At 72.0% G+C, this 22,579-nt stretch carries 24 protein-coding genes; 10 read left to right on the plus strand and 14 right to left on the minus strand.

Annotated features, from left to right (window positions below):
- The 3 genes from ETD96_RS16585 to ETD96_RS16595 form a co-directional block, all read right to left on the minus strand.
- The coding region (locus ETD96_RS16585) for a hypothetical protein (RefSeq protein WP_138637366.1) at positions 1-680 on the minus strand (680 nt) is incomplete at its 3' end.
- Between the two features lie 135 nt (positions 681-815).
- A complete protein-coding gene (locus ETD96_RS16590) occupies positions 816-1,325 on the minus strand; it encodes a GNAT family N-acetyltransferase (RefSeq protein WP_138637367.1) in 510 nt (169 codons plus the stop codon).
- Positions 1,326-1,327: 2 nt separating this feature from the next.
- Positions 1,328-2,209 (minus strand): SDR family NAD(P)-dependent oxidoreductase, encoded by an 882-nt coding sequence (locus tag ETD96_RS16595; RefSeq protein ID WP_240807733.1) that lies wholly within the window; start codon positions 2,207-2,209, stop codon positions 1,328-1,330.
- A 68-nt stretch (positions 2,210-2,277) separates the two neighbouring features.
- Here ETD96_RS16595 and ETD96_RS16600 point away from each other — a divergent pair, with 68 nt between their 5' ends.
- Positions 2,278-2,868, plus strand: a complete 591-nt coding sequence (locus ETD96_RS16600; protein ID WP_138637368.1) for a TetR family transcriptional regulator — start codon at positions 2,278-2,280, stop codon at positions 2,866-2,868.
- Here ETD96_RS16600 and ETD96_RS16605 read toward each other — a convergent pair.
- Positions 2,852-3,268 carry an MDR/zinc-dependent alcohol dehydrogenase-like family protein gene (locus tag ETD96_RS16605; protein ID WP_138637369.1) on the minus strand — a complete coding sequence of 139 codons (417 nt, stop codon included), beginning with the start codon at positions 3,266-3,268 and terminating at the stop codon, positions 2,852-2,854. The two genes, ETD96_RS16600 and ETD96_RS16605, sit on opposite strands and share 17 nt — an antisense overlap.
- A gap of 76 nt (positions 3,269-3,344) precedes the next feature.
- On the minus strand, positions 3,345-4,724 hold the full coding sequence (locus tag ETD96_RS16610; protein ID WP_138637370.1) for an MFS transporter: 1,380 nt from the start codon (positions 4,722-4,724) through the stop codon (positions 3,345-3,347).
- An 81-nt stretch (positions 4,725-4,805) separates the two neighbouring features.
- Between ETD96_RS16610 and ETD96_RS16615 the strand changes: the two genes are divergently transcribed.
- Entirely contained in the window at positions 4,806-5,384 is a 579-nt protein-coding gene (locus ETD96_RS16615; RefSeq protein WP_138637371.1) for a TetR/AcrR family transcriptional regulator, read from the plus strand.
- Positions 5,385-5,389: 5 nt separating this feature from the next.
- On the opposite strand, the gene ETD96_RS16620 is transcribed toward ETD96_RS16615, so the two are convergent.
- Positions 5,390-5,818: a hypothetical protein gene (locus ETD96_RS16620; protein ID WP_138637372.1), complete on the minus strand. Its 429-nt coding sequence runs from the start codon at positions 5,816-5,818 to the stop codon at positions 5,390-5,392.
- Between the two features lie 86 nt (positions 5,819-5,904).
- Here ETD96_RS16620 and ETD96_RS16625 point away from each other — a divergent pair, with 86 nt between their 5' ends.
- Positions 5,905-6,693 (plus strand): helix-turn-helix domain-containing protein, encoded by a 789-nt coding sequence (locus ETD96_RS16625; RefSeq protein ID WP_138637373.1) that lies wholly within the window; start codon positions 5,905-5,907, stop codon positions 6,691-6,693.
- Between the two features lie 168 nt (positions 6,694-6,861).
- Entirely contained in the window at positions 6,862-7,269 is a 408-nt protein-coding gene (locus ETD96_RS16630) for a phosphoribosyl-AMP cyclohydrolase (protein WP_138637374.1), read from the plus strand.
- On the opposite strand, the gene ETD96_RS16635 is transcribed toward ETD96_RS16630, so the two are convergent.
- On the minus strand, positions 7,262-9,115 hold the full coding sequence (locus ETD96_RS16635) for a cellulase family glycosylhydrolase (protein ID WP_138637375.1): 1,854 nt from the start codon (positions 9,113-9,115) through the stop codon (positions 7,262-7,264). The genes ETD96_RS16630 and ETD96_RS16635 overlap by 8 nt on opposite strands.
- Before the next feature lie 87 nt (positions 9,116-9,202).
- Here ETD96_RS16635 and ETD96_RS16640 point away from each other — a divergent pair, with 87 nt between their 5' ends.
- Both ETD96_RS16640 and ETD96_RS16645 read left to right on the plus strand, forming a co-directional pair.
- On the plus strand, positions 9,203-9,802 hold the full coding sequence (locus ETD96_RS16640) for a TetR/AcrR family transcriptional regulator (RefSeq protein WP_171069054.1): 600 nt from the start codon (positions 9,203-9,205) through the stop codon (positions 9,800-9,802).
- A 121-nt stretch (positions 9,803-9,923) separates the two neighbouring features.
- A complete protein-coding gene (locus ETD96_RS16645) occupies positions 9,924-10,736 on the plus strand; it encodes a transporter substrate-binding domain-containing protein (protein WP_138637377.1) in 813 nt (270 codons plus the stop codon).
- A gap of 12 nt (positions 10,737-10,748) precedes the next feature.
- Here the strand turns inward: ETD96_RS16645 and ETD96_RS44800 are convergent, their stop codons facing one another.
- On the minus strand, positions 10,749-11,444 hold the full coding sequence (locus ETD96_RS44800) for a hypothetical protein (protein ID WP_171069055.1): 696 nt from the start codon (positions 11,442-11,444) through the stop codon (positions 10,749-10,751).
- Positions 11,441-12,046: an RNA polymerase sigma factor gene (locus ETD96_RS16655; protein ID WP_138637378.1), complete on the minus strand. Its 606-nt coding sequence runs from the start codon at positions 12,044-12,046 to the stop codon at positions 11,441-11,443. Before ETD96_RS16655 ends, ETD96_RS44800 begins: the two co-directional genes overlap by 4 nt.
- Positions 12,047-12,666: 620 nt before the next feature.
- On the opposite strand from ETD96_RS16655, the gene ETD96_RS16660 reads away from it, so the two are divergent.
- Both ETD96_RS16660 and ETD96_RS16665 read left to right on the plus strand, forming a co-directional pair.
- Complete coding sequence (locus tag ETD96_RS16660) at positions 12,667-14,868, plus strand: bifunctional polysaccharide deacetylase/glycosyltransferase family 2 protein (RefSeq protein WP_138637379.1); 2,202 nt, start codon at positions 12,667-12,669, stop codon at positions 14,866-14,868.
- Between the two features lie 204 nt (positions 14,869-15,072).
- Entirely contained in the window at positions 15,073-15,681 is a 609-nt protein-coding gene (locus ETD96_RS16665) for a TenA family protein (protein ID WP_138637380.1), read from the plus strand.
- On the opposite strand, the gene ETD96_RS16670 is transcribed toward ETD96_RS16665, so the two are convergent.
- Entirely contained in the window at positions 15,678-16,763 is a 1,086-nt protein-coding gene (locus ETD96_RS16670) for an alkene reductase (protein ID WP_138637381.1), read from the minus strand. The genes ETD96_RS16665 and ETD96_RS16670 overlap by 4 nt on opposite strands.
- 5 nt (positions 16,764-16,768) lie before the next feature.
- The gene (locus ETD96_RS16675) at positions 16,769-17,152 is read right to left on the minus strand and encodes a RidA family protein (protein WP_138637382.1); all 384 of its coding nucleotides are present in this window, start codon (positions 17,150-17,152) and stop codon (positions 16,769-16,771) included.
- A 96-nt stretch (positions 17,153-17,248) separates the two neighbouring features.
- Here ETD96_RS16675 and ETD96_RS16680 point away from each other — a divergent pair, with 96 nt between their 5' ends.
- The gene (locus ETD96_RS16680) at positions 17,249-17,686 is read left to right on the plus strand and encodes a MarR family winged helix-turn-helix transcriptional regulator (RefSeq protein WP_138637383.1); all 438 of its coding nucleotides are present in this window, start codon (positions 17,249-17,251) and stop codon (positions 17,684-17,686) included.
- A gap of 115 nt (positions 17,687-17,801) precedes the next feature.
- On the opposite strand, the gene ETD96_RS16685 is transcribed toward ETD96_RS16680, so the two are convergent.
- From ETD96_RS16685 to ETD96_RS16695, 3 genes are read right to left on the minus strand one after another with little or no spacing between them, the layout of a single operon-like run.
- Positions 17,802-20,087, minus strand: coding sequence for a heavy metal translocating P-type ATPase (locus ETD96_RS16685; protein WP_138637384.1), 2,286 nt, complete (start codon positions 20,085-20,087; stop codon positions 17,802-17,804).
- A 32-nt stretch (positions 20,088-20,119) separates the two neighbouring features.
- The gene (locus tag ETD96_RS16690; RefSeq protein WP_138637385.1) at positions 20,120-21,088 is read right to left on the minus strand and encodes a hypothetical protein; all 969 of its coding nucleotides are present in this window, start codon (positions 21,086-21,088) and stop codon (positions 20,120-20,122) included.
- A gap of 60 nt (positions 21,089-21,148) precedes the next feature.
- Positions 21,149-21,355: a heavy-metal-associated domain-containing protein gene (locus ETD96_RS16695; protein WP_138637386.1), complete on the minus strand. Its 207-nt coding sequence runs from the start codon at positions 21,353-21,355 to the stop codon at positions 21,149-21,151.
- A gap of 201 nt (positions 21,356-21,556) precedes the next feature.
- On the opposite strand from ETD96_RS16695, the gene ETD96_RS16700 reads away from it, so the two are divergent.
- The gene (locus ETD96_RS16700; protein ID WP_138637387.1) at positions 21,557-22,420 is read left to right on the plus strand and encodes an Fpg/Nei family DNA glycosylase; all 864 of its coding nucleotides are present in this window, start codon (positions 21,557-21,559) and stop codon (positions 22,418-22,420) included.
- Positions 22,421-22,579 lie beyond the last annotated feature (159 nt).

Consider the following 22,579-nt stretch of genomic DNA (forward strand, 5'->3'; position numbering starts at 1 on the left):
CTTCGGCATCGGCGCCGTGATCGGCGGCGGCGGCCGGCTCGGACGGTCAGGGAGGCCATGGCGGCGTTGGCGCCGCCGCCGATCACGGCGCCGATGCCGAAGGGCGCCACCCGGCCGAGGACGATGATCCCCTGCTTGGTCCCGTACTTCGTGATGAAGTTCTTCCCCAGGATCTTGTTGATCTGGCGCAGCGTCTCGACCGGCACCTTGGCGACGACCTGGCGGCCCCAGTGCTGGCCCGTGCGTTCGGCGACCTTGGAGATGGTGGCGGAGCCGCCTCCGCCGAGCATGATGCCCATCACGATCGTCCGGCGGCGCTCGATCTCGTCGATGGGGACTCCGTGGACTTCGGCGACCGAGAGCGCGAAGAGGGCGCTCAGTTCAAGGGTCGAGAACGTCTCGCCCGCCGACAGTGCCAGCGCGACTCCCGTGCCGACGCCGGGTGCGGCCGCGGTTCCGCCGACCGCGGCGCCCGTCCCGGTCACGGCGCTGACGTACATCTTCTCCAGCGTGCGGATCACCTGTGCCGGTGACGCCTCCGGATTGCGCTGGCGGGCCCGGGCGATGTTCTTGCGAACCAGGGGGGTCTGGATGTCGATCGCCTTGTCCAGGAGGTCGAGGACTCGCTGCCCGCGTCCGGTCGCTTCCGGAACCAGTTCGCCGGGGGCATCTGTCGTCATGCCGTGAACTCCTCAGGTCCGCCACGTCCCAACCGCCCCACTCAAGCAGGCCGAGCGGATCTTGCGTCGTGGAAATGCGGACGAAGAAAGGCCGAAGTCGGCCAGCCATTTCTTGATCAAGAATCCGCGGGCTCGCTAGGAGGCGGGGTTTTGTTGGCCGTAGATGAGGGCGGGGGCGTTGTTGTAGGCGGTTTCGTGGAGGAGGTGGTGGCCTATGCGTTCGGCGACTGAGATGGAGCGGGTGTTTCCTGGACGGATCACCGAGATGACCTCGGGGGCCTTCAGGGTGGTGAAGCAGTAGGTGATGGCGGCGCGGGCGGCTTCGGTGGCGTAGCCCTTGCCCCAGTGCGGGCGGGCCAGGCACCAGCCGACGCCGAGGCCCGGGAAGCCGTGGGGTTGCCAGGGGCCGGCGCGTCCGACGAAATGGCCCGTTGCCCGTTCGATCACGGCCCAATGGGAGTAGCCGCGGATTTCGCGGTGGCCTATGAACAGGGCCAGGCTGCGCCAGGCGTCGGCGGGTGTGCGGCCGATCGGGTCGGCTAGGCCGTCCGCCACTTGGGGGTCGGCCATCATTGCGGCGTAGTCGTCGAAGTCGTCCCCTGTGAGGGGGCGGAGGGTCAGGCGTTCCGTTTGCAGGACGGTCATGATCACAGTGTGCGCGGGCTTTGGAGGATGAGGCCGGAGAGTTGTTCGCAGAGGTGCTGGACGGCTTTGGCGGCCTCTTCGGCGCGGGCTCCGGGCGGCCACGGGACGCGCTGGAGTTGGGCGTTGGTGTAGGTGTCGGTGACGCCGTCCAGGTCGGGGCTGGAGGCGAGGTGGACGCTTGAGCGTGCCGCCTTCGCCAGGTCGTTGAGCAGGCGGGGGCCGAAGAAATGGATGAGCGGGGCCACGGACCGGTAGGCGTAGGGGAACGCGCTGATTGATGTGGCCTTGTTGCCCGGCGTGTAGGCGTGGCCGGGGTAGGCGACGTTGACGGTGATGCTGTCCGGGGCCAAGAGGTCGGCCATCCTGCGGCTGACGGCCATCAGGGCGGTCTTGGCGTGGTTGTACTGCGAGAACGTCCAGCCCAGGTACTTCTTTTCGCCTTGGAGATTGGCGATGTCCAGGGGCTTGCCGGGGATTCCGCCGGTCAGGTTGACGACGCGGGCGCCTTCTGCGGCGCGCAATTGCGGCAGTAGTCGGCAAGTCAACGCGTAGGGCGCCAGGACGTTGAGGGCGAAGGTCCGCTCCACGCCGTCCTGTGTGAGGGTGCGGGACGGGCTCATGCCGCCGACGTTGTTCACGAGGACGTGCAGGTGGGGGTGCCGGTCCGCGATCTGGTCGGCCAGGCGGCGGACGCCGTCGAGGCTGGTGAGGTCGCCGGTGCAGGCGGTCGCGCCGATCTCGGCGGCGGCGGCCTCGGCTCGGCCGGCGTCGCGGCCGACGAGGATGACGCGGGCGCCGAGCCGGGCGAGTTCCCGCGCGGTCTCCTTGCCGATCCCGCCCGTACTGCCGGTCACCAGGACGGTCTTACCGCTCATCGGTTCCATGACGTCTCCTGTCATGTCTGGCACTGAGTGACACAAACGCTAGCAGGTGCCAGAAGTATCCTCCATGCGTGAGCGGTGGAGAGCGGGCGGGGCTGCGGGAGCGGACGCGGCGGGCGGTACGGGCGGAGCTGTCGGCCCTGGCGGTCGAGTTGTTCCTGGAACGCGGCTACGAGGGCACGACAGTGGAGGACATCGCCGCGGCGGCGGGCATGTCGCGGCGCAGCTTCTTCCGGTACTTCCCGTCCAAGGAGGACGTGGTCTTCGGCGAGGCGGGGGACGTCGCCGAACGTGTCGCCGAGGCGATTCGCGGACGTCCCGGCGACGAGGCGGCATGGGCGTGCCTGTGCGCGGTGCTGCGCGAGTGGCAGGAGGCGATCCACGCGGCGCAACCCGACCTGCGGACGCTTCGGCTGATCGAGGAGGCGCCCGCACTCCGGGCGCGGCTGCACGCCGAGCGGGACCGGATGCGCGAGCTGATCAGCGCCGCGCTGCGGGAGCGGCCCGGCGGCGGGGTGGACGCCTTCACCGCCGACCTCCTCACGGGAGCGGCCGCCGCCGCCCTGGACGCGGCCGACCGGGAATGGCTCCGCAGTGGTGGCACGGCCGACCGTGCCGCACTGCTCGACCGTGCGTTCGGGGTTCTCAGGCTGTCCGGTTAGACGTCGAGTTCGGCGGCGAGGGTGTCGCGGAGGAGGGTGAGGCGGGCGATCTCGGCGTCGAGGGCCGCGAGGCGACGGCGGGCGGTTCCGTTGCTCTGCGCCGCGCAGGACGGGCCGTCGCCGTCCAGGAGGTGGAGCCGGTCGGCGCAGCGACGACCTCGCCGATCGCCGCTCCGAACAGCGCGTCGCCGGGACGCAGCGCCGGGAACGGGGTGCCTTCCACCCCGCCGCCGATCAGGGGCCGCAAGGAGGGGAAGACCTGGAAGAAGCGGTTCCGGACGAGCACTTCACCGTCGTCCGGCACCGGCATGGGTGCCTGTTCGACGGTGAAGTGCTCCGGCTGCGGCAGCCCGTCCGTCAGGGCGATGAGCCGCACTATGCGGGATGTGGTGGACGACATCGGACGCTCCTCGGGCGTCCGGGCACGGTGCCCGAAAACGGCGCCGAGACGCTAACCCTTGACCCGCGGGTCAGGGTCAAGTGCTCTGCGGCGCGCGGTCGCGAGGCGGGGTGAGGGCGGCGGCCGCGAGGGCTCCCACGGCGGCGGCCACCGCGGCCAGGACGAAGCCGTCGGTGAAGCCGTCGAGGGTGTCGCCGGTGAGGCTCGCGGCGGCGACGCTGGAGATGACCGCGGCCCCGATGGACGCGCCGAACTCGTGGAACGTGCTGACGATGCCGGACGCGATGCCGGATTCGTGCGGTGCCACCTGGCCCAGCGCGGTCGCCGATGCCACGACGAACATCGCGCCCGTGCCGGCGCCCGCAACCGCCGTGCCGATCACGACGGACACCGGGTGCAGCGACAGGACGGGCAGCGCCATGCCCAGCGCGGCCGTGAGCAGGCCGACCACGGCCAGGCGGCGGGCGCCGATCGTGGCGATCGTCCGCCCGGTGACGTTGGCGCCGATCATCGTCGCGACGGCCACCGGCAGGAACAGCAGGCCGGTGCGCAGGGCGCCGTAGTCCTCCGCGTGCTGGAAGTAGAACGTGCCGAGGAAGAACACCGCGATCATCAGGGCCGTCGCCATCAGGATCAGGAAGGTGCCGGTCGCCACCGGCCGCCTGACCAGCAGCGAGAGGTCCATCATGGGCGAGCGGGCGGTCCGCTGCCGGACGACGAACGCCAGGTAGCCGAGCGCGGCGAGCAGGATCAGGACGCCGGTCGCGGCGGTGAGCCAGCCGTCGTCGCCGACGCGGATGAACGCGTAGATCAGCGCGCCGGACGAGGCCGTGACCAGGAGCGCGCCCAGCACGTCCAGCCGGGGCCGGGGCGCGGTGACCTGCTGGTGCGGCAGCATCCGGGCGAGCGCCGCGATGATCACCACGCCGATGGGGACGTTGACGTAGAAGACCCACGGCCAGCCGGGGCCGGCGGTCAGCGCTCCGCCGAGCAGGACGCCCAGCGCGGCGCCGCCACCGCCGAGCGCCGACCAGATGCCGAGGGCCCGGTTCCGCTCGTCGCCGTCGAACAGGCTGACCACGAGGGAGAGGGCGGCGGGAGAGAGCAGCGCGGCGCCGAGCCCCTGCGCGATGCGGCCGCCGAGCAGGACTTCCGCCGATCCGGCGAGGCCGGTCGCGAGGGACGCGGCGGTGAAGATCAGCAGTCCGGCGAGGACGACGCGCTTGGCGCCGATCAGGTCGGCGGTGCGGCCGCCGAGCAGCATCAGCCCGCCGAAGGTCAGGGTGTAGGCGCTGACCGTCCAGGTCACGGCCTGGCGGCTGAGGCCCAGGTCGGTCTCCATGTGCGGCAGCGCGATGGCCACGACGGTGACGTCGAGGATCAGCATCAGCTGGGCCACGCCCAGGAAGCCCAGGATGCGCCAGCGCAGCGGGTGCGCGGATGTCTGCCCTTGCATCACGTCCTCCTTAACTCGTACTTCCCCATACGAGTTATTGGAGAGTAACACGTATGAGGCAGTACGAGTTAAGATGCGGGCATGCCCACCGCCCCTACCGGCCGCCGCCGGCGCGCGGACGCCGAGCGCAGCATCGCCCGCATCGTGTCCGCGGCCCGCGAGTGCCTGCGCGCCGATCCGAACGCGAGCATCGACGACATCGCCAAGGCCGCCGGCGTCGGGCGCATGACCCTCTACGGCCACTTCCGCAACCGGCGTGAACTCGTCGAGGCCGCCCTCGCCGACGCGCTCCGCGACGGCGAGGAGGCGCTGTCGGACGTCGATCTCGACGGCCCCGCGCGGGACGTCCTGAGCCGGCTGCTCGAATCGAGCTGGGCGCTCGTGGCCGAGTCGACCGCCCTGCTGGCCGCGGCCCAGGGCGTCCTTCCCGCCGGACGCGTCCGGGAGATGCACGCCGGGTCCGCGAAGCGCGTCGAGGAGCTCATCCGCCGAGGCCAGGACGAGGGCGCCTTCCGCACCGACATGCCGATCGACTGGCTGGTCAACGTCGTGCACTACGTCCTGCACGGCGCCGCGGAGGAGAACCGCGCCGACCGGTTGAAGCCCGAGGAGACCGCCCGGGTCGTGATCGCGACCGTCCAGTCCATCCTGGCCGCGTAGCGGAATCAGCCCACGAACTGGTGATCGGTCCGGATGCGGCCACCGGGGTCCAGGGAGAGGACGTCCAGGCCGCCGCCGACCGGCTCGTGCGCGCCGGCCGTCACCATCGACCACCGGACGGCGACCACGTTCGCCGCCAGGACGACCGGGTCCGCGGCCGCCGCGAACACGTGCTCGCCCGGCGCGACGAACATCTCGTAAGCCCTGGTGACACGTGCGTCCAAGGCGTCATGGCCGCGGACGTCCAGCGGCGGCGCCGGGACGGCGAGCCCCGCGGCGGCGTCCCGGATCGCCTCCGGCGGGTTGACGAGCACGTGCAGCGCGTCCGGCGCCCACAGCTCCCTGATGAGGGCGCTCCGCGCCGCCGGGTCGGGTTCGTTCCACTGGGCGATGTACCGGTCGGTCAGTCGTTTCGCGTCGAAGGTGTCGCTCATGGCGAGCAGTGTGCGGGCCCGGCCTGCGGCGCGGCGATTCCCCGCGGGGAATCGCGGAACGGCGGGCGCCCCGTTTGGATGGGGGTATGACGGTGCCGGCGGAATCCGACCAGTTCGCCCGTGAGCTGCGGCGATGGCGGGAACGCCGCCGTTTCAGCCAGCTCGACCTCGCGATCCGGGCCGACACGACCCAGCGCCATTTGAGCTTCCTCGAACAGGGGCGCTCGCGGCCCGGACGCGCCATGGTGGTGCGGCTCGCCGAATCCCTGGAACTGCCGCTGCGGGAACGCAACGAACTGCTGCTGTCCGCCGGTTACGCGCCGATCTACCCGGAGTCGAGGCTGGACGCCCCTGAGCTCGGGCCGGTACGCGAGGCACTGGAGCGCGTCCTGGACGGGCACATGCCGTACCCGGCGGTGGTCGTCCGGCCGTACGGGGAACTCGTCGCCGCCAACCCCGCCTTCGCCGTGCTGTCCGAGGGCGCCGCTCCCGCACTGCTGGAACCGCCGGTCAACGTGCTGCGCCTCGCCCTGCATCCGGACGGGATGGCCCGCAGGGTCGGGAACCTGGCCGAATGGGGCCGCCACATCACCGGCAGCCTGCGCGACCAGGCCCGGCGGGCGCCCGCTCAGGGGCTCGCGGCGCTCATCGAGGAACTGGACGGCTACCTGCCCGACCTGGAGTCGCCCGCCGGCCACCTGGGTTTCGCCGTGCCGCTGCTATTGCGGGTACCGGAGGGCGAACTGCGCCTCATCACCACGCTGACGTCGTTCGCGACCGCCGTCGACGTCACGCTGTCGGAACTGCGCCTCGAAGCGTTCCTGCCCGCGGACGAGGCGACCGCGACCATTCTCACGCGGCGCGCCCGAGACTAAGCGGGATGCTCGGCGCAGAAGCAGCCGACGCCCTCGCCGAGCCGCCTGGTGGTGGCGTGGCCCGCCGCGCGGCCCAGCCCGCTCGTCCGGTCACTCGTGGCGCTCGCCGCCGGGGTCGTCTGAGTGTCATGGGGCGCCGGCGGCGGGTTCGGCGGGCAGGATGGCGGGGTGAACGAACTCGAAGAAGGCACCCGGCTGACCCTGGACTTCGACAAGCTCGCCGGCGTCGCGGCGACCGGGGCGCGGGTCGTGCCCGTCGTCCTGCAGGACGCGGCGAGCGGCGACGTCCTGTTCATCGGCTACGCGAACGACCAGGCGCTCAAGGCCACGCTGGACGAGCGGATCGCCGTGCTGTGGTCGACGTCCCGCAACGAGCTGTGGCGCAAGGGCGCGACCTCGGGGGACGTCCTGAGCCTGGTCGACGTCCGCGTCAACTGCGAGCAGAACTCCCTGCTGTACCTGGTCGACCGCACGACGGGCGGGGCCTGCCACACCAAGGACGCGTCCGGCGAGGCCCGGCCGACGTGCTACTACCGGTCGGTCGCCGACACCGGAACCCTGCGCCACCTCAGTTAGCGGCGGCGGGGAATTCCTCGGTCAGCCAGGTGGAGAGGGCCGTGCGGGCGGCGCCGAGCTGCGCTTCGGTGGGCGGGGTGCCGGTCGCGGTGTTGACCACGAGAGCGAAGTGGACGGCGTCGTCCTGAGCGGTGATCCGCAGTTTCTTCGCCGTCGCGGAACCGGTCTCGGCGACGGCCGCGATCGGGCCGGACGCCGGGACGCCGTTGAGCGTCGCCAGGTCGCTCACAATGGCCGTGCCGGACGGGGCGAAGGAGTTCGGCAGGTGCAGTTCGGTCGGTGTGCTCGTACCCGCTGAACGCCATACGAGGATGCCGTACTGGCGCCCTTGGAGAAGGGCGGTAAGGGACGACGGCGCGGTCAGCCACGCCTTCTCCTGCCCGGTGCCGCCGTAGCCGGAGCGCGCCAAGTCCTCGAAGGCGAATGCCAGGGTGTCGCCGTTGACGGCGGACGGGTAGAGCCGGTCGAGGACGCGCCGGTCCAGCCGGAGCGCGACGGCTCCCGCGTCGTCGGTGGCCACCACGGAATGGTCCTCGTCGTTCCAGCCGTCGCCCTCGGTCTGCACCTTGTCGGGATTGCCGTTCATCAGCTCGTGGTGCCGGCCGCTGTAGATGTCCCAGTGCCACTGCATGGACGACAGCACCTGCCCGCCGGACGCGGGCGCGCTCCACCAGTTCTTGCCGGGAACGCCGTAGTCCATCGCCTGGTACATGGCGCGGATCATCCACGGGGTGCGGCTGTCCGACATCTTGTTGCCGAATTCCGAGACCAGCGGCGCGGTGCCGAGGTCGGCGGCGCGCTGCCGGATCTCGTTCATCGCGGCGTCGTACGTCCCGTCGGACGCGGCGGTCGGGTCGAGCGTCATGCGCGCCCCGTCGTAGTAATGGCTGTTGAACACAAACCGGGTGCCGAGCTGCCCGACGGTCGTCATTCCGCCCTGCTCGAAGAACCCGGTGTTCCAGAAGACGAGCGGCTCGGCGAACGCCGGTTTGGCCGTCCAGCCGGCCTCGTCCATGGCGGTGCGGACACGCTGGTAGAACGGCATCAGGAAGTTCTTCTCCCAGTCGGTGCCGTTCTTGCCGTCGAGGCCGCCGTCGAACGGCTCGTTGAACGCGTCGAGGCCGAGGATGTTGTCGAACGCCGGCTGGGGGAGTTTCTGCTTGAGGTACGCCATGGTGGCCTTGGCCTGCGTGATGTAGGCGTCCTGGACGCCGATCTGACCGGCCGGTGTCGTGAGCACGCGGTTGCGCCAGAAGTCGTAGGCCGCCTTGCGCACGGCGGTGTTCGTCTGCATGTTCTGGCCCCACATGATGCAGATCCCGCACGACTCCTTCGGGTAGCCGCCCGCGTCGATCACCCATTTCGGAGCGCCGTCCCCGGTGTACCAGCTGCCGGAGTTGAACAGGTGGGACGAGTACAGATCCTGGTGGTAGTCCAGCAAGACGCGGATTCCCCGGTCGGTGAACGCCCTGATCTGCGCGATGGCCCGGTCGAGATAGGCGTTGTCGATCCGGTCGGGGGCAGGCTGGACGCCCTCCCAGCTGATCAGGAAGCGGACGGCATTGGCGCCGGTCAGGTCGCGCATCGCCTGCGCCGACTTCACGGCGTCGGCCGTGCTGCGGAACGGCAGCAGGCCGTTCTCGTAAAGCTTCGTGCTGCCCGAGACATTGAAGCCGCGCAGCGTGACCTCGCGGCCTGCGGCGTCCCGCAGCACCCAATTCCGCTGCTGCGGGGAAACGACGACGTCCGCCTGCGCGGGAGCCGCGGCGACGGCCACCCCGCCTGCGGCGGCGACCAGCGCGGCGGCCAGAACGGTTCGGAGGGAACGGGCGGACGAAGCGCGCATCGCTGCCATGGCGGGGGCCTTTCCGAGGGCTCTTGATCCAGCAGTGTGCAAGAACCTTCTTGCACGCGCAAGAACTATCTTGCAGACGTGCCCTCCACCACGCGCGACCGCGTCCTCGACGCCGCCCTGGAGCTGATCCAGCAGCACGGGTTCGGCGGCACCACGGTCACCGACATCGAGGAAGTCGCCGGGCTGTCCCCCGGCAGCGGCAGCTTCTACCGGCATTTCCGCTCGAAGGAGGAGGTGTTCCGCGCGGTCCTGGAGCGGGAGCTGGACCGGGCCCGGCGGCACCGCGAGGAGTTCGAGCGCGGCCCCGTCGACGACGATCCGCGCGCGGCGCTGGCCCGGCGGCTCGTCCAGCAGCTCGACTACCTGGCCCGGGTCCGGCCGCTGATCAACCTGCTGGCGCGGGAGCACGGCCGGTTCCCCGAGGTGACGCGGCGGATCCGCAGCGTCCTGGTGGACCAGGGCATCGCCGAGGAGGCCGAGCACCTGACCCGCGACATGCCGGACGGCGACGGCCACGACGACCCGCACGCCCTGCTCGCGGTGGTGGTGTCGGCGCTGACCGGCTACGAGCTGTCCCGCGGCTTCTTCGGCCGCCCGCCGGCGGACATCGCCCCCGAGCGGTTCGCCGCGGCCCTCGCCGCCCTCATCACCGACCCCCCGGAGCGCGACGCACCGTAGTGAGACGGGCCGGATCCGGTCACGGGGTGGAGCCGTCCCCGCTCGGCTGCGACTTTGTATCGCAGTGCGCCCCGCGCTCCGCCGGGGCGGGCACCGCGCTGACGAGTCGGGGGTCCGGAGTATGCGGCGACTGATCGCGGCCGGGACGGCGGCGGTGACGGCGTGCGCCGCGCTCAGCGGCTGCGGCGGCGGCGAAGCGGCCTCCATCCTCGGCAAGGGCACGCTGGTGGCGGGCGTCCGGCCGGACCTGCCCGGCATCGGGTTCAGGCGCCCCGACGGGACGTTCGAGGGCCTGGACGTGGACGTGTCCCGCTACCTCGCTCAGCGGCTCGGGAAGCGGGTCCGGTTCGTCCCCGCGCTGGCGCGCGACCGCGAGCGCCTGCTCCGCGAGGGCGGCGTCGACATGGTCCTGACGTTCTGGCTGGAGCCCGAGTGGCAGCAGCGCCTCGCGTTCGCCGGGCCGTACCTGCTGTCGTACCAGGACATCCTCGTCCGGGACGGCGAGCGGGACGTGCGCGGCGTGCGCGACCTCCGGGGGCGCAAGATCTGCGCCGTCACCGGGTCGGGCGCGGCCGAGGCCGTGACCGTGGAGCGGCAGGTGCCGGCGGTGCCGGTCACGGCGCGGTCCTACGCCGACTGCATGACCATGCTGCGGGACGGCCGGATCGACGCGATCACCACGAACGACACGATCCTGGCTGGGCTGAAGACCCGGCAGGGCGCCGGGTTCCGGCTGCTGAACGCCAGGTTCGGCGAGCGGCGCACGGGCATCGCGATCCGCATGGGCGACCCCGACGGCTGCGAGGCCCTCAACCGGGCCATCACCCGGATGTACCAGGACGGGACGATGGGGAAGTTCATGGCCAAATGGTTCGGCACGTCCGGCCTCGACCTGTCGGACCTGGAGGTCCCGCAGTTCGAGGGCTGCCTGTGACCGCCGGGACGGTCACCGGCGCGGGTCGCCGGCGCCGTCCGGCGCCCCGACCATGGGGACGCCGGCGTCCGCTCCCCGGTCCTTGCTCTTGGTGGGCGTGGCGCTCGGCTTCTTGCCGTCGCCGTTGCCGTTGGCGTTGTCGGGGCCGCGCGGCGGCGGGCTGGTGCTGTGCGCGTTCGGGCTCTGGGTCGACTTGCCCGGCGAGGCCGGCTTGCCGTGCTCCTTGCCCGGCGCCGACGAGGGCGCGGACGGCGAGGAGGTCGACGACGACGAGGACGACGAGGACGACACCGACGGCGACTGGCTCGGCAGCGGCGACGGCGAGTACTGCGTCGCCGGCGTGCTGTCGTGGCCGCCGCCCTCCGACTCCTGCTGCGTCGGGGACGGCGCGGGAGCCGGCTCCATGCCGGGGAAGTGCCCGGTCGCGTAGGCGACGCCGCCCGTCAGCACGAGCAGGCAGCCGCCGACCAGCGCGATGACCTTTGCGGTCAGGAAGCGGCGCACCGCGGCCAGCCGGGAGGGCCGGGCCGCGGGCGGCGCGGACCGGAAGGCCGCGACGGCGGCGTCCTCGCCCGCGAGCTCCGCCGCGCGGCCGGGGGCGGCGGCCGCCGCGAGCAGGGTGTGCAGGGCGGGGTGCCCGCCGGCGCCGTCGAGCAGGCGCTCGGCGGTGCGCTCGTCGAGCCGTCCGGCCTCGGTGTGGTCGCTCATGACACCCCTTCAGCGCCCGTACCGCCGGTTTTGTCACCTCGGACCAGCGACCGCTCGGCGCCGCCGTCCGACAGCCGGTCGGCGAGGCGGCGCAGGCCGCGGTAGGCGGCGGTGCGGACGGCGCCCGCGCGCTTGCCGAGCACCTTGCCCGCGGACTTGGCGTCCAGGCCCACGACGACGCGCAGCAGCACCGCCTCGGCCTGGTCGCGGGGGAGTTCGGAGATCAGCCGGAGTGCCTCCTCGGTGGCGATGCCGTTCAGGGCGTCGAGCTCGGTGTCACCGTCCGCGGCCATCGTGACCAGTTCCTCGGCGGGCAGGTCGGAGCCGGGGCGGCGGGACTTGCGGCGCAGGTGGTCCAGCGCGCGGTGCCGGGTGATCGTGGCGGTCCAGCCGCGGAAGCCGTCGAGGTCGCCGCGGAACGAGCGCAGGTCGCGGGCGATCTGCAGCCACGCCTCCGACGTCACGTCCTCGGCGTCGGCGCCGACGATCGCGCCGGCGAACCGGATCAGCCGGGGCTGGACGTCGCGGTAGAGCATGCGGAAGGACTCCTCGTCGCCGTCCTGCGCCGCCCGCAGCGCACGACCGAGTTCCTCCTCGCCCATCGCGCCATTGTGCAGAAAATCTCACGGTGGTGTGACACCTACGCGTGGGTTCGCGCTGAACGAATGACTCCCGCGCCGCCGGGACGTCCTCTCCCCGCCTCAGAGTGATGGACGACGATGAACGGCAACAGCCCGCAGGACCGGGACGAACTTCTCGTAACGGGTATCCCACCAGCCGCGGAACGGGTGCCGCGCCCGCTGACGGGCCCATCGGCGGATCCCGTCACCGAGACGAAAACGTTAACGGCCGCGGCTCCCGTCTTCGTCGATGCGTCCGGGTGGCGGTCGCGTCTGGGGCGGCGGCTGGGCCTGCTCACCGGTTCCCTCCTCATCGTGTTCCTGGGCGCGCTGGGGCTCGGTATGACGACGGGAACCGATGTGCCGTTGACGCCATGGAGCGACCCGTCCCCGCATCCGCGCGTGAAGGTGAGCCAACCCCAGGCCAAGCCGACCCCGACGGAGAGGTCCGAATCGCCCGCCGCCGGTAGGGCGACACCCAGCAGCCGGGTCGCGGCACCGGCTCCCCCTGCGACGCCCAGGCCGTCGTCTGCGTCGGCGACCACACCGGCGGGGGCCGCGTCCACGAGCCATCCGGGCAGGTCCACGGCGGAGCCCCCGGCATGGGGACGCAACAACACCAAGAGGAAGAGCCCCTGACCGTGCGGCGCAGCGAACCGCGGGGCCACTGGATCCTGCTCCTGCTCGGCGGGCTGGCTCTCGCCGTGCTCCTCCTGCTGGACGGCTTCGCGAACGGAGCCCTGGGTGAGGCGCCCAGGGACGAGCCGGCGCACCCCTCCCCGGCTCCCTCCCAGGCCCTCGCAGGCGGTCCCGTGCTGAACCTCGCGGACGCCACCCCGCGCAGCCGCCGCATGCCGCCGAAGACGATCGCGCTGACCTTCGACGACGGCCCCGACCCCGAGTGGACGCCGCGGATCCTGGACGTCCTGCGCCGCCACGACGCCCGCGCGACGTTCTTCACGGTCGGCGCGCGCGTCGCGGAGAACCCGGCGCTGACCCGCCGGATCCTTCGCGAGGGCCACGAGATCGGCTCGCACACGTACACGCACGCCGACCTCGCCACCGCGCCCGCGTGGCGCGGGCGGCTGGAGATGGACCTCACGCAGCGGGCGCTGGCGGGCGCGGCCGGCGTCCACACCCGGCTGATGCGGATGCCGTACTCGTCCCGCCCGGACGGCTTGACGGCGCCGGAGTGGCGGGCGGCCGAGCGGGCGGGCGAGGACGGGTACATCGTCGTCCTCACCGACCGCGACACCGAGGACTGGGCGCGGCCCGGCACCGACGCGATCGTGCGGACGGCGCTGGCGGCGGAGCGGCGCGGCGAGGGCGCGGTGGTGATGCTGCACGACTCGGGCGGCGACCGGGCCGAGACCGTCGCGGCCGTCGAGCGGATCCTCGCCCGGCTCCAGCCGCAGGGGTACCGCTTCACGACGGTCACCGAGGCGCTCGGCATGCCCGCGGCGGAGGTCGGCGTGCCCGCCCGCGAGAAGGCCGTCGGCTGGACGATGGTCGCCGCGCAGCGCGCCGCGTCCGCGCTCACCGGGACGATGGGCGCCCTGTTCGCCGTCGCCGGGCTCCTCTACGTGCTGCGGCTGATCCTGCTGCTGGTGTTCGCGCACGTCCACATGCGGCGCGTCCGCCGGCCGGGCCCGCCCCCCATGCCGGACATCGGGGAGCCGGGGGAGCTGCCGCCCGATCCGTTCCCGCCCGTGTCGGTGATCGTCCCCGCCTACAACGAGGAGGCGGGCATCGCCGCGACCGTCGCGTCGCTCCTGGACACCGACTATCCGGGCAGCGTCGAGGTGATCGTGGTGGACGACGGCTCCGCCGACCGCACCGCCGAGATCGTCGAGGACCTCGGCCTGCCGGGCGTCCACCTGATCCGCAAGCCGAACGGCGGCAAGCCGAGCGCGCTCAACGCCGGCCTGTTCGTGGCCAGGGCCGACATCATGGTGCTCGTGGACGGCGACACCGTCTTCCAGCGCGACACCCTGCGGCACCTCGTCGCGCCGTTCACGGACCCGAGGGTGGGCGCGGTCAGCGGCAACACCAAGGTCGCGAACCGGGGCGGCATTCTCGGACGCTGGCAGCACATCGAGTACGTCATCGGCTTCAACCTCGACCGGCGCATGTTCGACGTCCTGCAGTGCATGCCGACAGTGCCCGGCGCGATCGGCGCCTTCCGGAGGAAGGTCCTGGCCGAGGTGGGGTGCGTGCCAGACGACACTCTGGCCGAGGACACCGACCTCACCATGGCGATATGCCGCACCGGCGCGCGCGTGGTCTACGAGGAGAAGGCCATCGCCTGGACGGAGGCGCCGTCGTCCCTCAGGCAGCTGTGGAGGCAGCGCTACCGCTGGTGCTACGGGACGATGCAGGCGATGTGGAAGCACCGCGGCTCCCTCATCGAAGGCGGCGGCTCGGGACGCTTCGGCCGCCGCTGCCTCCCCTACCTGACGGTGTTCCAGGTGCTGCTTCCGCTGTTCGCGCCCGCCGTGGACCTGTTCGCCCTGTTCGGTTTGGTCTTCCTGGACCCGACCTTGCCCGTCCTCACCTGGACGGCGTTCGTCGCCGCGCAGGCCGCCGCCGGTGCCTACGCCCTATGGCTGGACGGCGAATCCGTCCGTCCGCTGTGGGCACTGCCGCTCCAGCAGTTCGTCTACCGGCAGCTCATGTACCTGGTGGTCGTCCAGTCCGTGGTCACCGCGCTCCTGGGGGCGCGCCTGGGCTGGCACACGATCCGGCGTACCGGGACCTTCGCGGAGGGCCGGGAACAATCCTGGGGACCCGTCGGTTACACCTGATGGCCGATGTGCCTGGTGTCCCCGGGCCTCACCTATTGCCTTCACGGAATACCGTTCGGCTGGAGCCGTGTTGTGCCTTTCGCCGAGAGGCGACCCGCACATCGGCCGCACGACCAGGACCCCGCCGGGTCTCCCGACCCGGCGGGGTCTGGTCATATCGGGGTGATGTCCAGGTCAGGGCGGGTCTGGGGCAGACTGACGGCCATGAGTCTCGCCGCACATCTGGAAGAACTCGGCCGTCCCCTCGTGGAGGAGCAGCTCAAGCACCCCACCGTGGCGGGCATCGCCCAAGGGAACCTTGACGAGGCCGTATTCCGCTCCTGGCTCGAACAGGACTACCTCTACCTGCACGACTACGTGCGCGTGTTCTCCCGCCTCGCCTGGCAGGCCCCCGACGCCCACCTAGGCGACCTTGTGGACCTCGCCTACTCGACCTTCCACGACGAGATGGAACTGCACCGCTCCCTCTCGGCTGAGTTCGACGCCGACCTGGACGGCGCCAAGAAGGGCCCCGCCTGCGTCGCCTACACCTCGTTCCTCCTGGAGAGCGCCGCCGTCTATGACGAGGGCCTCGCCGCCCTTTACCCCTGTATGTGGGGCTACTCCACGCTCGGGCAGCGGCTCGCCGAGAACCCGCCGTCCGAGCCGCGCTACCGCCGCTGGGTCGACACCTACGCCGACCCCGGCTTCGCCGAGCTGACCGCCCGCATCGCGCAGATGATCAACGAGTCCGGGGCGGACACCGAGACGGCCGAGCGCTTCTTCTTGGAGGGCATGCGCCACGAACTCGCCTTCTGGGACGTCCCGCTCTAGACGTCGGCGGCGGCGAGGGCCGGGTAGTCGACGTAGCCCTCGCCGCCTCCGCCGTAGACCAGCCCGGGGATGTGCCGGTTGAGCGGCGCGTCCGCGGCGAAGCGGGCCGGCAGGTCGGGGTTGGAGATGAACAGCCGCCCGAAGGAGAACAGGTCGGCCAGCCCCACCGACACGACCTGCTCCCCGGCCTCCCGCGTCGTCGGCTCCGGCCCGTTGAAGTTCCCGATCAGGGTGCCCGACCAGCGCGGGCGCAGGTCGGCCAGCGCGCCGTAGGCGCCCCGCTCGATGACGTGCAGGTAGGCGAGGCCGAGCGGGTCGAGGGCGTCGACGAGCGCCCGGTAGGTGCCCTGCGGGTCCTCCTCGGCGATCTCGTTCTCCGGGTTGTGCGGGGAGACGCGCAGGCCGACCCGTTCGGGTCCCACCTCAGCGGCCACGGCCTCCACCACGTCCAGCGCGAACCGCAGCCGTCCGTTGCGGGACCCGCCGAAGCGGTCGGTGCGCCGGTTGGTGTTCTCGGCGAGGAACTGCTGGATCAGGTAGCCGTTCGCGCCGTGCACCTCCACCCCGTTGAACCCGGCGCGGATGGCGTTGCGGGCCGCCGCCGCGAAGTCGGCGACCGCCGCCTCCGCCTCGGCGGTGGTCATGGCGCGCGGCGTGACGTGCTCGACGTCGCCCTCGGCGGTGTAGATCGGCTCGCTCTCGATCCGGACGGCGGAGGGGGCGACCGGCGTCGCCCGGCCCGGCAGGTTGAGCGGGTGCGTCATGCGTCCCACGTGCCAGAGCTGGGCGAAGATCGTCCCGCCCGCCGCGTGGACGGCCGCGGTGATCTCGCGCCATCCGGCGACGTGCGCGTCCGTGACCAGTCCGGGGATGCCGGGCCCGCCCTTGCCGAGGACGTGCGGCCACAGCCCCTCGGTGACGATCAGCCCGGCCGACGCGCGCTGCGCGTAGTAGGTGGCGGTCAGCGGGTGCGGGACGCCGGTCACGTCGTCCGCGCGCCCCCGCGTCATCGGCGCCATGACGATCCGGTTGGGCAGCGCGAGGTGCGGGCCTTCGTAGGGGGTCAGCAGCGTGCTGGTCATCGTGTTCACCTTTCGACCGCGACGGCTTCGACTTCGATCCGCCAGTCGGGCTGGGCCAGGGAGCTCACTTCGAGGAGGGTGTCGGCGGGGTAGGGCTCGCTGAGGAACTCCTCGCGGAGCCGGATGACGTCGTCGAGGTCGGCCGCCATGTCCCGGACGAAGATGCCGATCTTCACAACGTCGGTCAGGTCGGCGCCCGCCGCCGCCAGCACCCGCTGGACGTTCCGGAACGCCTGGCGCCCCTGGTCGAGGAAGCCGCCGGGCACCGTCCGCCCCTGCTCGTCGATGCCGGCCTGCCCGGAGACGTAGATGAACCCGCCGGCCCGGATCGCCTGCGAGATCCGGTACGGCTCGTACCAGTCGGGGGTGGTGGCGACGCGTTCGATCATGCCGGACTCCAATTTGCATGTACATGCATGTCTTGTATGTGCATGCAGATATTCGCACTGCATGTAAGCTGGTGTCAACCAGGAAGCGGGTACGGGATGAGCGTGGACGAGAAGGCGCCGGTCACGGCGGACGGTCTGCTCTGGGACGGCGTCGTGACCCTGCACGGGCGCGTCGAGCACCGGCTCTCCAAGGCGCTGCAGGGCCGCCACGGCATCGGCCTGTCGGAGTACCGGGCGCTGTGCCGCCTGTCCCGCGCCGCCGACGGCGAGCTGCGCATGCAGGAGCTGGCCGACCTCATCGGCCTCAACCAGAGCTCCGTCAGCCGCCTGGTCGCCCGGCTGGAGACCGCCGGCCTCACCCGCCGCGACATGTGCCCCAAGGACCGCCGCGGCGTCTACACCGTCATCACCGACGAGGGACGCGCCGTCCAGCGGGACGCCGCCCCCACCTACGCCGAGACCCTCACCGCGGCCCTCGACGACGCCGCGGACGACCCGGCGCTCGCGCCGCTGCTGGCCGTCCTGCGCCCCTGACCTCAGAAAACGCCGAAGCGCGCGCCCCCTGGACGGGGCCGCGCGCTTCGCGGTTCTGCCTCAGCTCGCGGTTCTGCCTCAGCTCGCGGTTCTGCCTCAGCTCGCGGGTTCTGCCTCAGCCGCCGGCCGCCGGAGCGGCCACCGCCTCCTGGGAGGCCGTCAGCGGCTTGAACCGCCGCAGGCGCAGGCTGTTGCTGACCACGAAGACCGAGGAGAACGCCATCGCGCCACCGGCGATCATCGGGGTGAGCAGGCCGGTCGCCGCGAGCGGCAGCGCCGCCACGTTGTAGGCGAACGCCCAGAACAGGTTCCCCTTGATCGTGCCGAGCGTGCGGCGCGACAGCCGGATCGCGTCGGCCGCGGCCCGCAGGTCGCCCCGGACGAGGGTCAGGTCGGACGCCTCGATCGCCACGTCCGTCCCGGTGCCCATCGCGAGCCCCAGGTCGGCCTGGGCGAGCGCGGCGGCGTCGTTGACGCCGTCGCCGACCATCGCCACGGTCCGGCCCTCGGACTGCAGGCGCTTGACGACGTCCACCTTGTCCTGCGGCAGGACCTCGGCGATGACCTCCTCGATCCCGACGGCGTCCGCGACCGTGCGGGCCACGGTCTCGTTGTCGCCGGTCAGCAGGACCGGGCGCAGCCCGAGCGCCGTCAGCTGCTCGATCGCCTCCCGCGAGGTCGGCTTCACCTGGTCGGCGACCGTAATGACCGCGCGGGCCGCGCCGTCCCAGCCGACCGCGACCGCGGTGCGGCCGAGCGCCTGCGCCTCCGCCATGGCGCGCTCCAGCTCCGGCGTGAGGTGCTGCGACCACTCGGCGAGCAGCCGCGGGCGCCCCGCGAGGACGCCGTGGCCGTCCACCATCCCCTGGACGCCGAGGCCCTCGACGTTGGCGAAGTCCTCGACCGTGCCCAGCTCGCCGACCCGGTCGGCCGCGCCGCGCGCGATCGCCTGCGCGATCGGGTGCTCGGACGCGTTCTCCAGCGCCCCCGCCAGCCGGAGCACCTCGTCCTCGGACACTCCGTCGGCCGTGATGACGTCGACCAGGGCCATCTTCCCGGTGGTGACCGTGCCGGTCTTGTCCAGGACGACGGTGTCGATGGCGCGGGTGGACTCCAGCACCTCCGGGCCCTTGATCAGGATGCCGAGCTGCGCGCCGCGTCCCGTCCCGACCATGAGGGCGGTCGGGGTGGCGAGGCCGAGGGCGCACGGGCAGGCGATGATCAGCACGGCGACCGCTGCGGTGAACGCGCCGGCGAGCGGCTCGCCGGTGCCGATCCAGAAGCCGAGCGTGCCGATCGCGAGCGCGATCACGATCGGGACGAAGATCCCGGAGATCCGGTCCGCGAGCCGCTGCACCTGCGCCTTGCCGGTCTGCGCCTCCTCCACCAGCCGCGCCATCTGCGCGAGCTGGGTGTCGGAGCCGACCCGGGTCGCGCGGACCAGCAGCCGGCCGCCGGCGTTCACCGTCGCGCCGACCACCGCGTCGCCCGGCCCGACCTCGACCGGGACCGACTCGCCGGTCAGCATGGACGCGTCCACGGCGGACGAGCCCTCCTCGACCGTCCCGTCCGTGGCGATCTTCTCGCCGGGGCGGACGACGAACACGTCCCCCGCCGCGAGGCTGTCGACCGGGATCCGCTCCTCGCGGCCGTCCCGGACGACCGAGACCTCCTTGGCGCCGAGCTCCAGCAGGGCGCGCAGGGCGGCGCCGGCGCGGCGCTTGGACCGCGTCTCGAAGTACCGCCCGGCCAGGATGAACATGGTCACGCCGGCCGCGGCCTCGAGGTAGATGTTCATCGACCCGTCGGAGCGGGTCATCGAGAACTCGAAGCCGTGCTTGATCCCGATCTCGCCGGCGGTGCCGAAGAACAGCGCCCACAGCGACCAGCCGAGCGCGGCGATCGTGCCGAGCGAGATCAGCGTGTCCATGGTCGCCGCGCCGTGCCGCAGGTTGATCGCGGCGGCCCGGTGGAACGGCCAGCCCGCGTACACCACGACGGGCGCGGCGAGCGTCAGCGACAGCCACTGCCACGCGTCGAACTGCAGCGCCGGGACCATCGCCATGGCGATGACCGGCACCGACAGCACGACCGAGGTGATCAGCCGCTGCCGCAGCGGGCGGAGCCCGTCGTCCGGCTCCGGCTCGTCCCCGCCCGCGGCGTCCGACCGGGGCGGGGCGGGGAGCTCGGCGCTGTAGCCGGCCTTCTCGACGGTGGCGATCAGCTCGTCCGGGGACACCCCGGGGGCGAACTCGACGCTGGCCTTCTCGGTGGCGTAGTTGACCGTCGCGGTCACGCCGTCCATCTTGTTGAGCTTCTTCTCGATGCGGTTGGCGCACGACGCGCACGTCATCCCGCCGATCGCCAGCTCGATACGCGCGGACTCGATGTCCGTGCTCATCGCTCCTCCTCTGCCTCGATCGAGTGGGACGTTCAGTGCGTGTGCGGCGTGTCGTCGTGCCCCTGCCCCGGCTTCTTCGCGGGTTCCTGCGTGGGCCCGGCGGGGATGGGGGCGTCGCCCGCGTGCACGGTGAACTCCGCCGTGCGGACCTTGTCGCCGTGCTTGAAGTCCAGGTACAGACGGTATGCGCCGGTGCTGGGCGCTTCGGCGAAGAACGTGATGCCGGGGCCCGGCTCCGTCTTCCCGTCGCCCGGCTCCCCGTCCGGGTGGACGTGGAGGTAGGCGAGGTCGCCCTGCCGCAGCGCGACCAGGTGGCCGTACGCCTCCAGGTACGGCTGCAGGTCGGTGACCGGCCTGCCGTCCTTGCTCACCGTCAGCGTGAGTTCGGTGGACTTGCCGGGCGTGAGGCCGCCGGTGAGCGCGACCTCGTACCCGTCGACCTTCGCGACCTGCGCGGGCTTCGGCAGCGGCGCCGGCCGCAGGTCGCCCGGGGCGAAGACGTCGGTGCCCAGGGTGAGCTGCCGGGTCGCGCCGTCCGGCTGGATGTCGGTGAAGAACCGGTACACGCCGGGCTCGGGCAGCTCGATCGGGACGCTCCAGACGCCGCCCCCGATCTCGGTCGGGTGCAGGTGCTGGAAGCCGGACAGGTCGCGCTGCGCGACGATCAGGTGCAGCCGCTTGCCGTGCAGGGGCTTGAACCCGGTGACCGGCTTGCCGTCCGGCCCGTTGATGGTGAACCGGAAGTCGGTCTTCTCGCCCGGAGTCACGGTGGTCGTGCGCGGGGTCAGCGTGTAGCCGTCCTCGGAGACCTGGAGGCCGCCGGGGGCGTGGGACGCCCCGCCGTCTCCGCCGCCGTGCCCGCCGCCGTGGCCGTCGCCCTCATGGGACGCCATCTCCGCGGTGCCGCCGACGGGTCCGACCGCCTTGCCGACTCCGGCGGCGCCGCCGAAGACGACGGCGAGTCCCAGGGCGTACACGCCGACCTTGGTCGCGCTGTTCATGCCGATCCACTCCACTCGCTGTTCGTCCGGGCGCGCCCCCGGGCAGGGGGCGCGCGCCGGTCATGCCTGCAGCTGGTAACCGGCCTCTTCGACGGCGCCCTTGACCTGGGCGTCGTCCAGCGGGGCCTCGCTGGTGACCGTGACCTGGCCGGTCGGGAGGTCGACGTCGACGGCGGTGACGCCGGCGATCTGCTCGACCTCCTCGGTGACCGAGCTCACGCAGTGGCCGCAGGTCATACCGGTGACGGTGTAAGTGGCGGTGCTCATCGGCATCTCCTTCGCTTTTCCGGATATTTACCCCTGGGGGGTATCTTCCGGTCCTCATGCTGCCATAACGCTTCACCTCCTGGCAACCGGTACCCCCTATGGGTTATTTCGAGATGCCGGTCACACCCGCTCCCCAGGGTTTTCCACAGGTGTCCACAGCCCTGTGGACGAACCGCCGGCCCGTTCGCCGATACTGAGGTCATGCCTGAGCTACCCGAGGTCGAGGCGCTGGCGGGGTTCCTGCGGGAGCGCGTGGTCGGCCACGCCGTCGCCCGCGTCGATGTTCTCGCCATCTCCGCCCTGAAGACCTATGACCCGCCGGTGACGGCGCTGGGCGGGCTGACCGTCACCGGCGCGTCCCGGCACGGCAAGTTCCTCGACCTGGACGTCGACGGGCTGCACCTCGTCGTCCACCTCGCCCGCGCCGGCTGGCTGCGCTGGCGGGACGAGATCCCCGCGAAGCCCGTCCGGCCCGGCGGCAAGAACCCACTGGCCCTGCGCGTCCACCTGGACGACGGCTCGGGCTTCGACCTCACCGAGGCCGGCACGAAGAAGGGCCTCGCGGTCTACGTCGTCCGCGACCCGTCGGACGTGCCCGGCGTCGCGACGCTCGGCCCCGACCCGCTGGACGACGCCTTCACCGCCGAGGCGCTCGCCGCGATCGTCGGCGGCAAGCGCACCCAGATCAAGGGCCTGCTGCGCGACCAGAAGGTGATCGCCGGCATCGGCAACGCCTACTCCGACGAGGTCCTGCACGCGGCGAAGATGTCCCCGTTCAAGATCGCCGCCTCGCTGACCGAGGAGGACGTCGCCGTCCTGCACGGGGCGATCGTCACCACGCTCCGGGACGCCGTGGAGCGCTCGCGCGGCCTGGAGGCCCAGGACCTCAAGGGCGAGAAGAAGACCGGCCTCCGGGTGCACGGCAAGGTCGGCCAGAAATGCCCGGTCTGCGGCGACACGATCCGCGAGGTGTCGTTCGCCGACTCGGCGCTCCAGTACTGCCCGACCTGCCAGACCGGCGGCAAGCCGCTGGCCGACCGCCGGATGTCGCGCCTGCTGAAGTGAAACCCCCGAGGAATCCGGCGACCGGGCCCGGTGGGGGCCGCCCGGCGGCGTATCGTGTCGCGAGAGAACCCCGGTGATCGTCTCGCTCAGGAGCCGTCATGGGATACCCCCCACGCCTGTCTCTTATATACATCTCCGAGCCCACGAGACCCTAAGACA

Origin of the sequence: Actinomadura geliboluensis, from assembly GCF_005889745.1 — a bacterium.
Classification (GTDB): domain Bacteria; phylum Actinomycetota; class Actinomycetes; order Streptosporangiales; family Streptosporangiaceae; genus Spirillospora; species Spirillospora geliboluensis.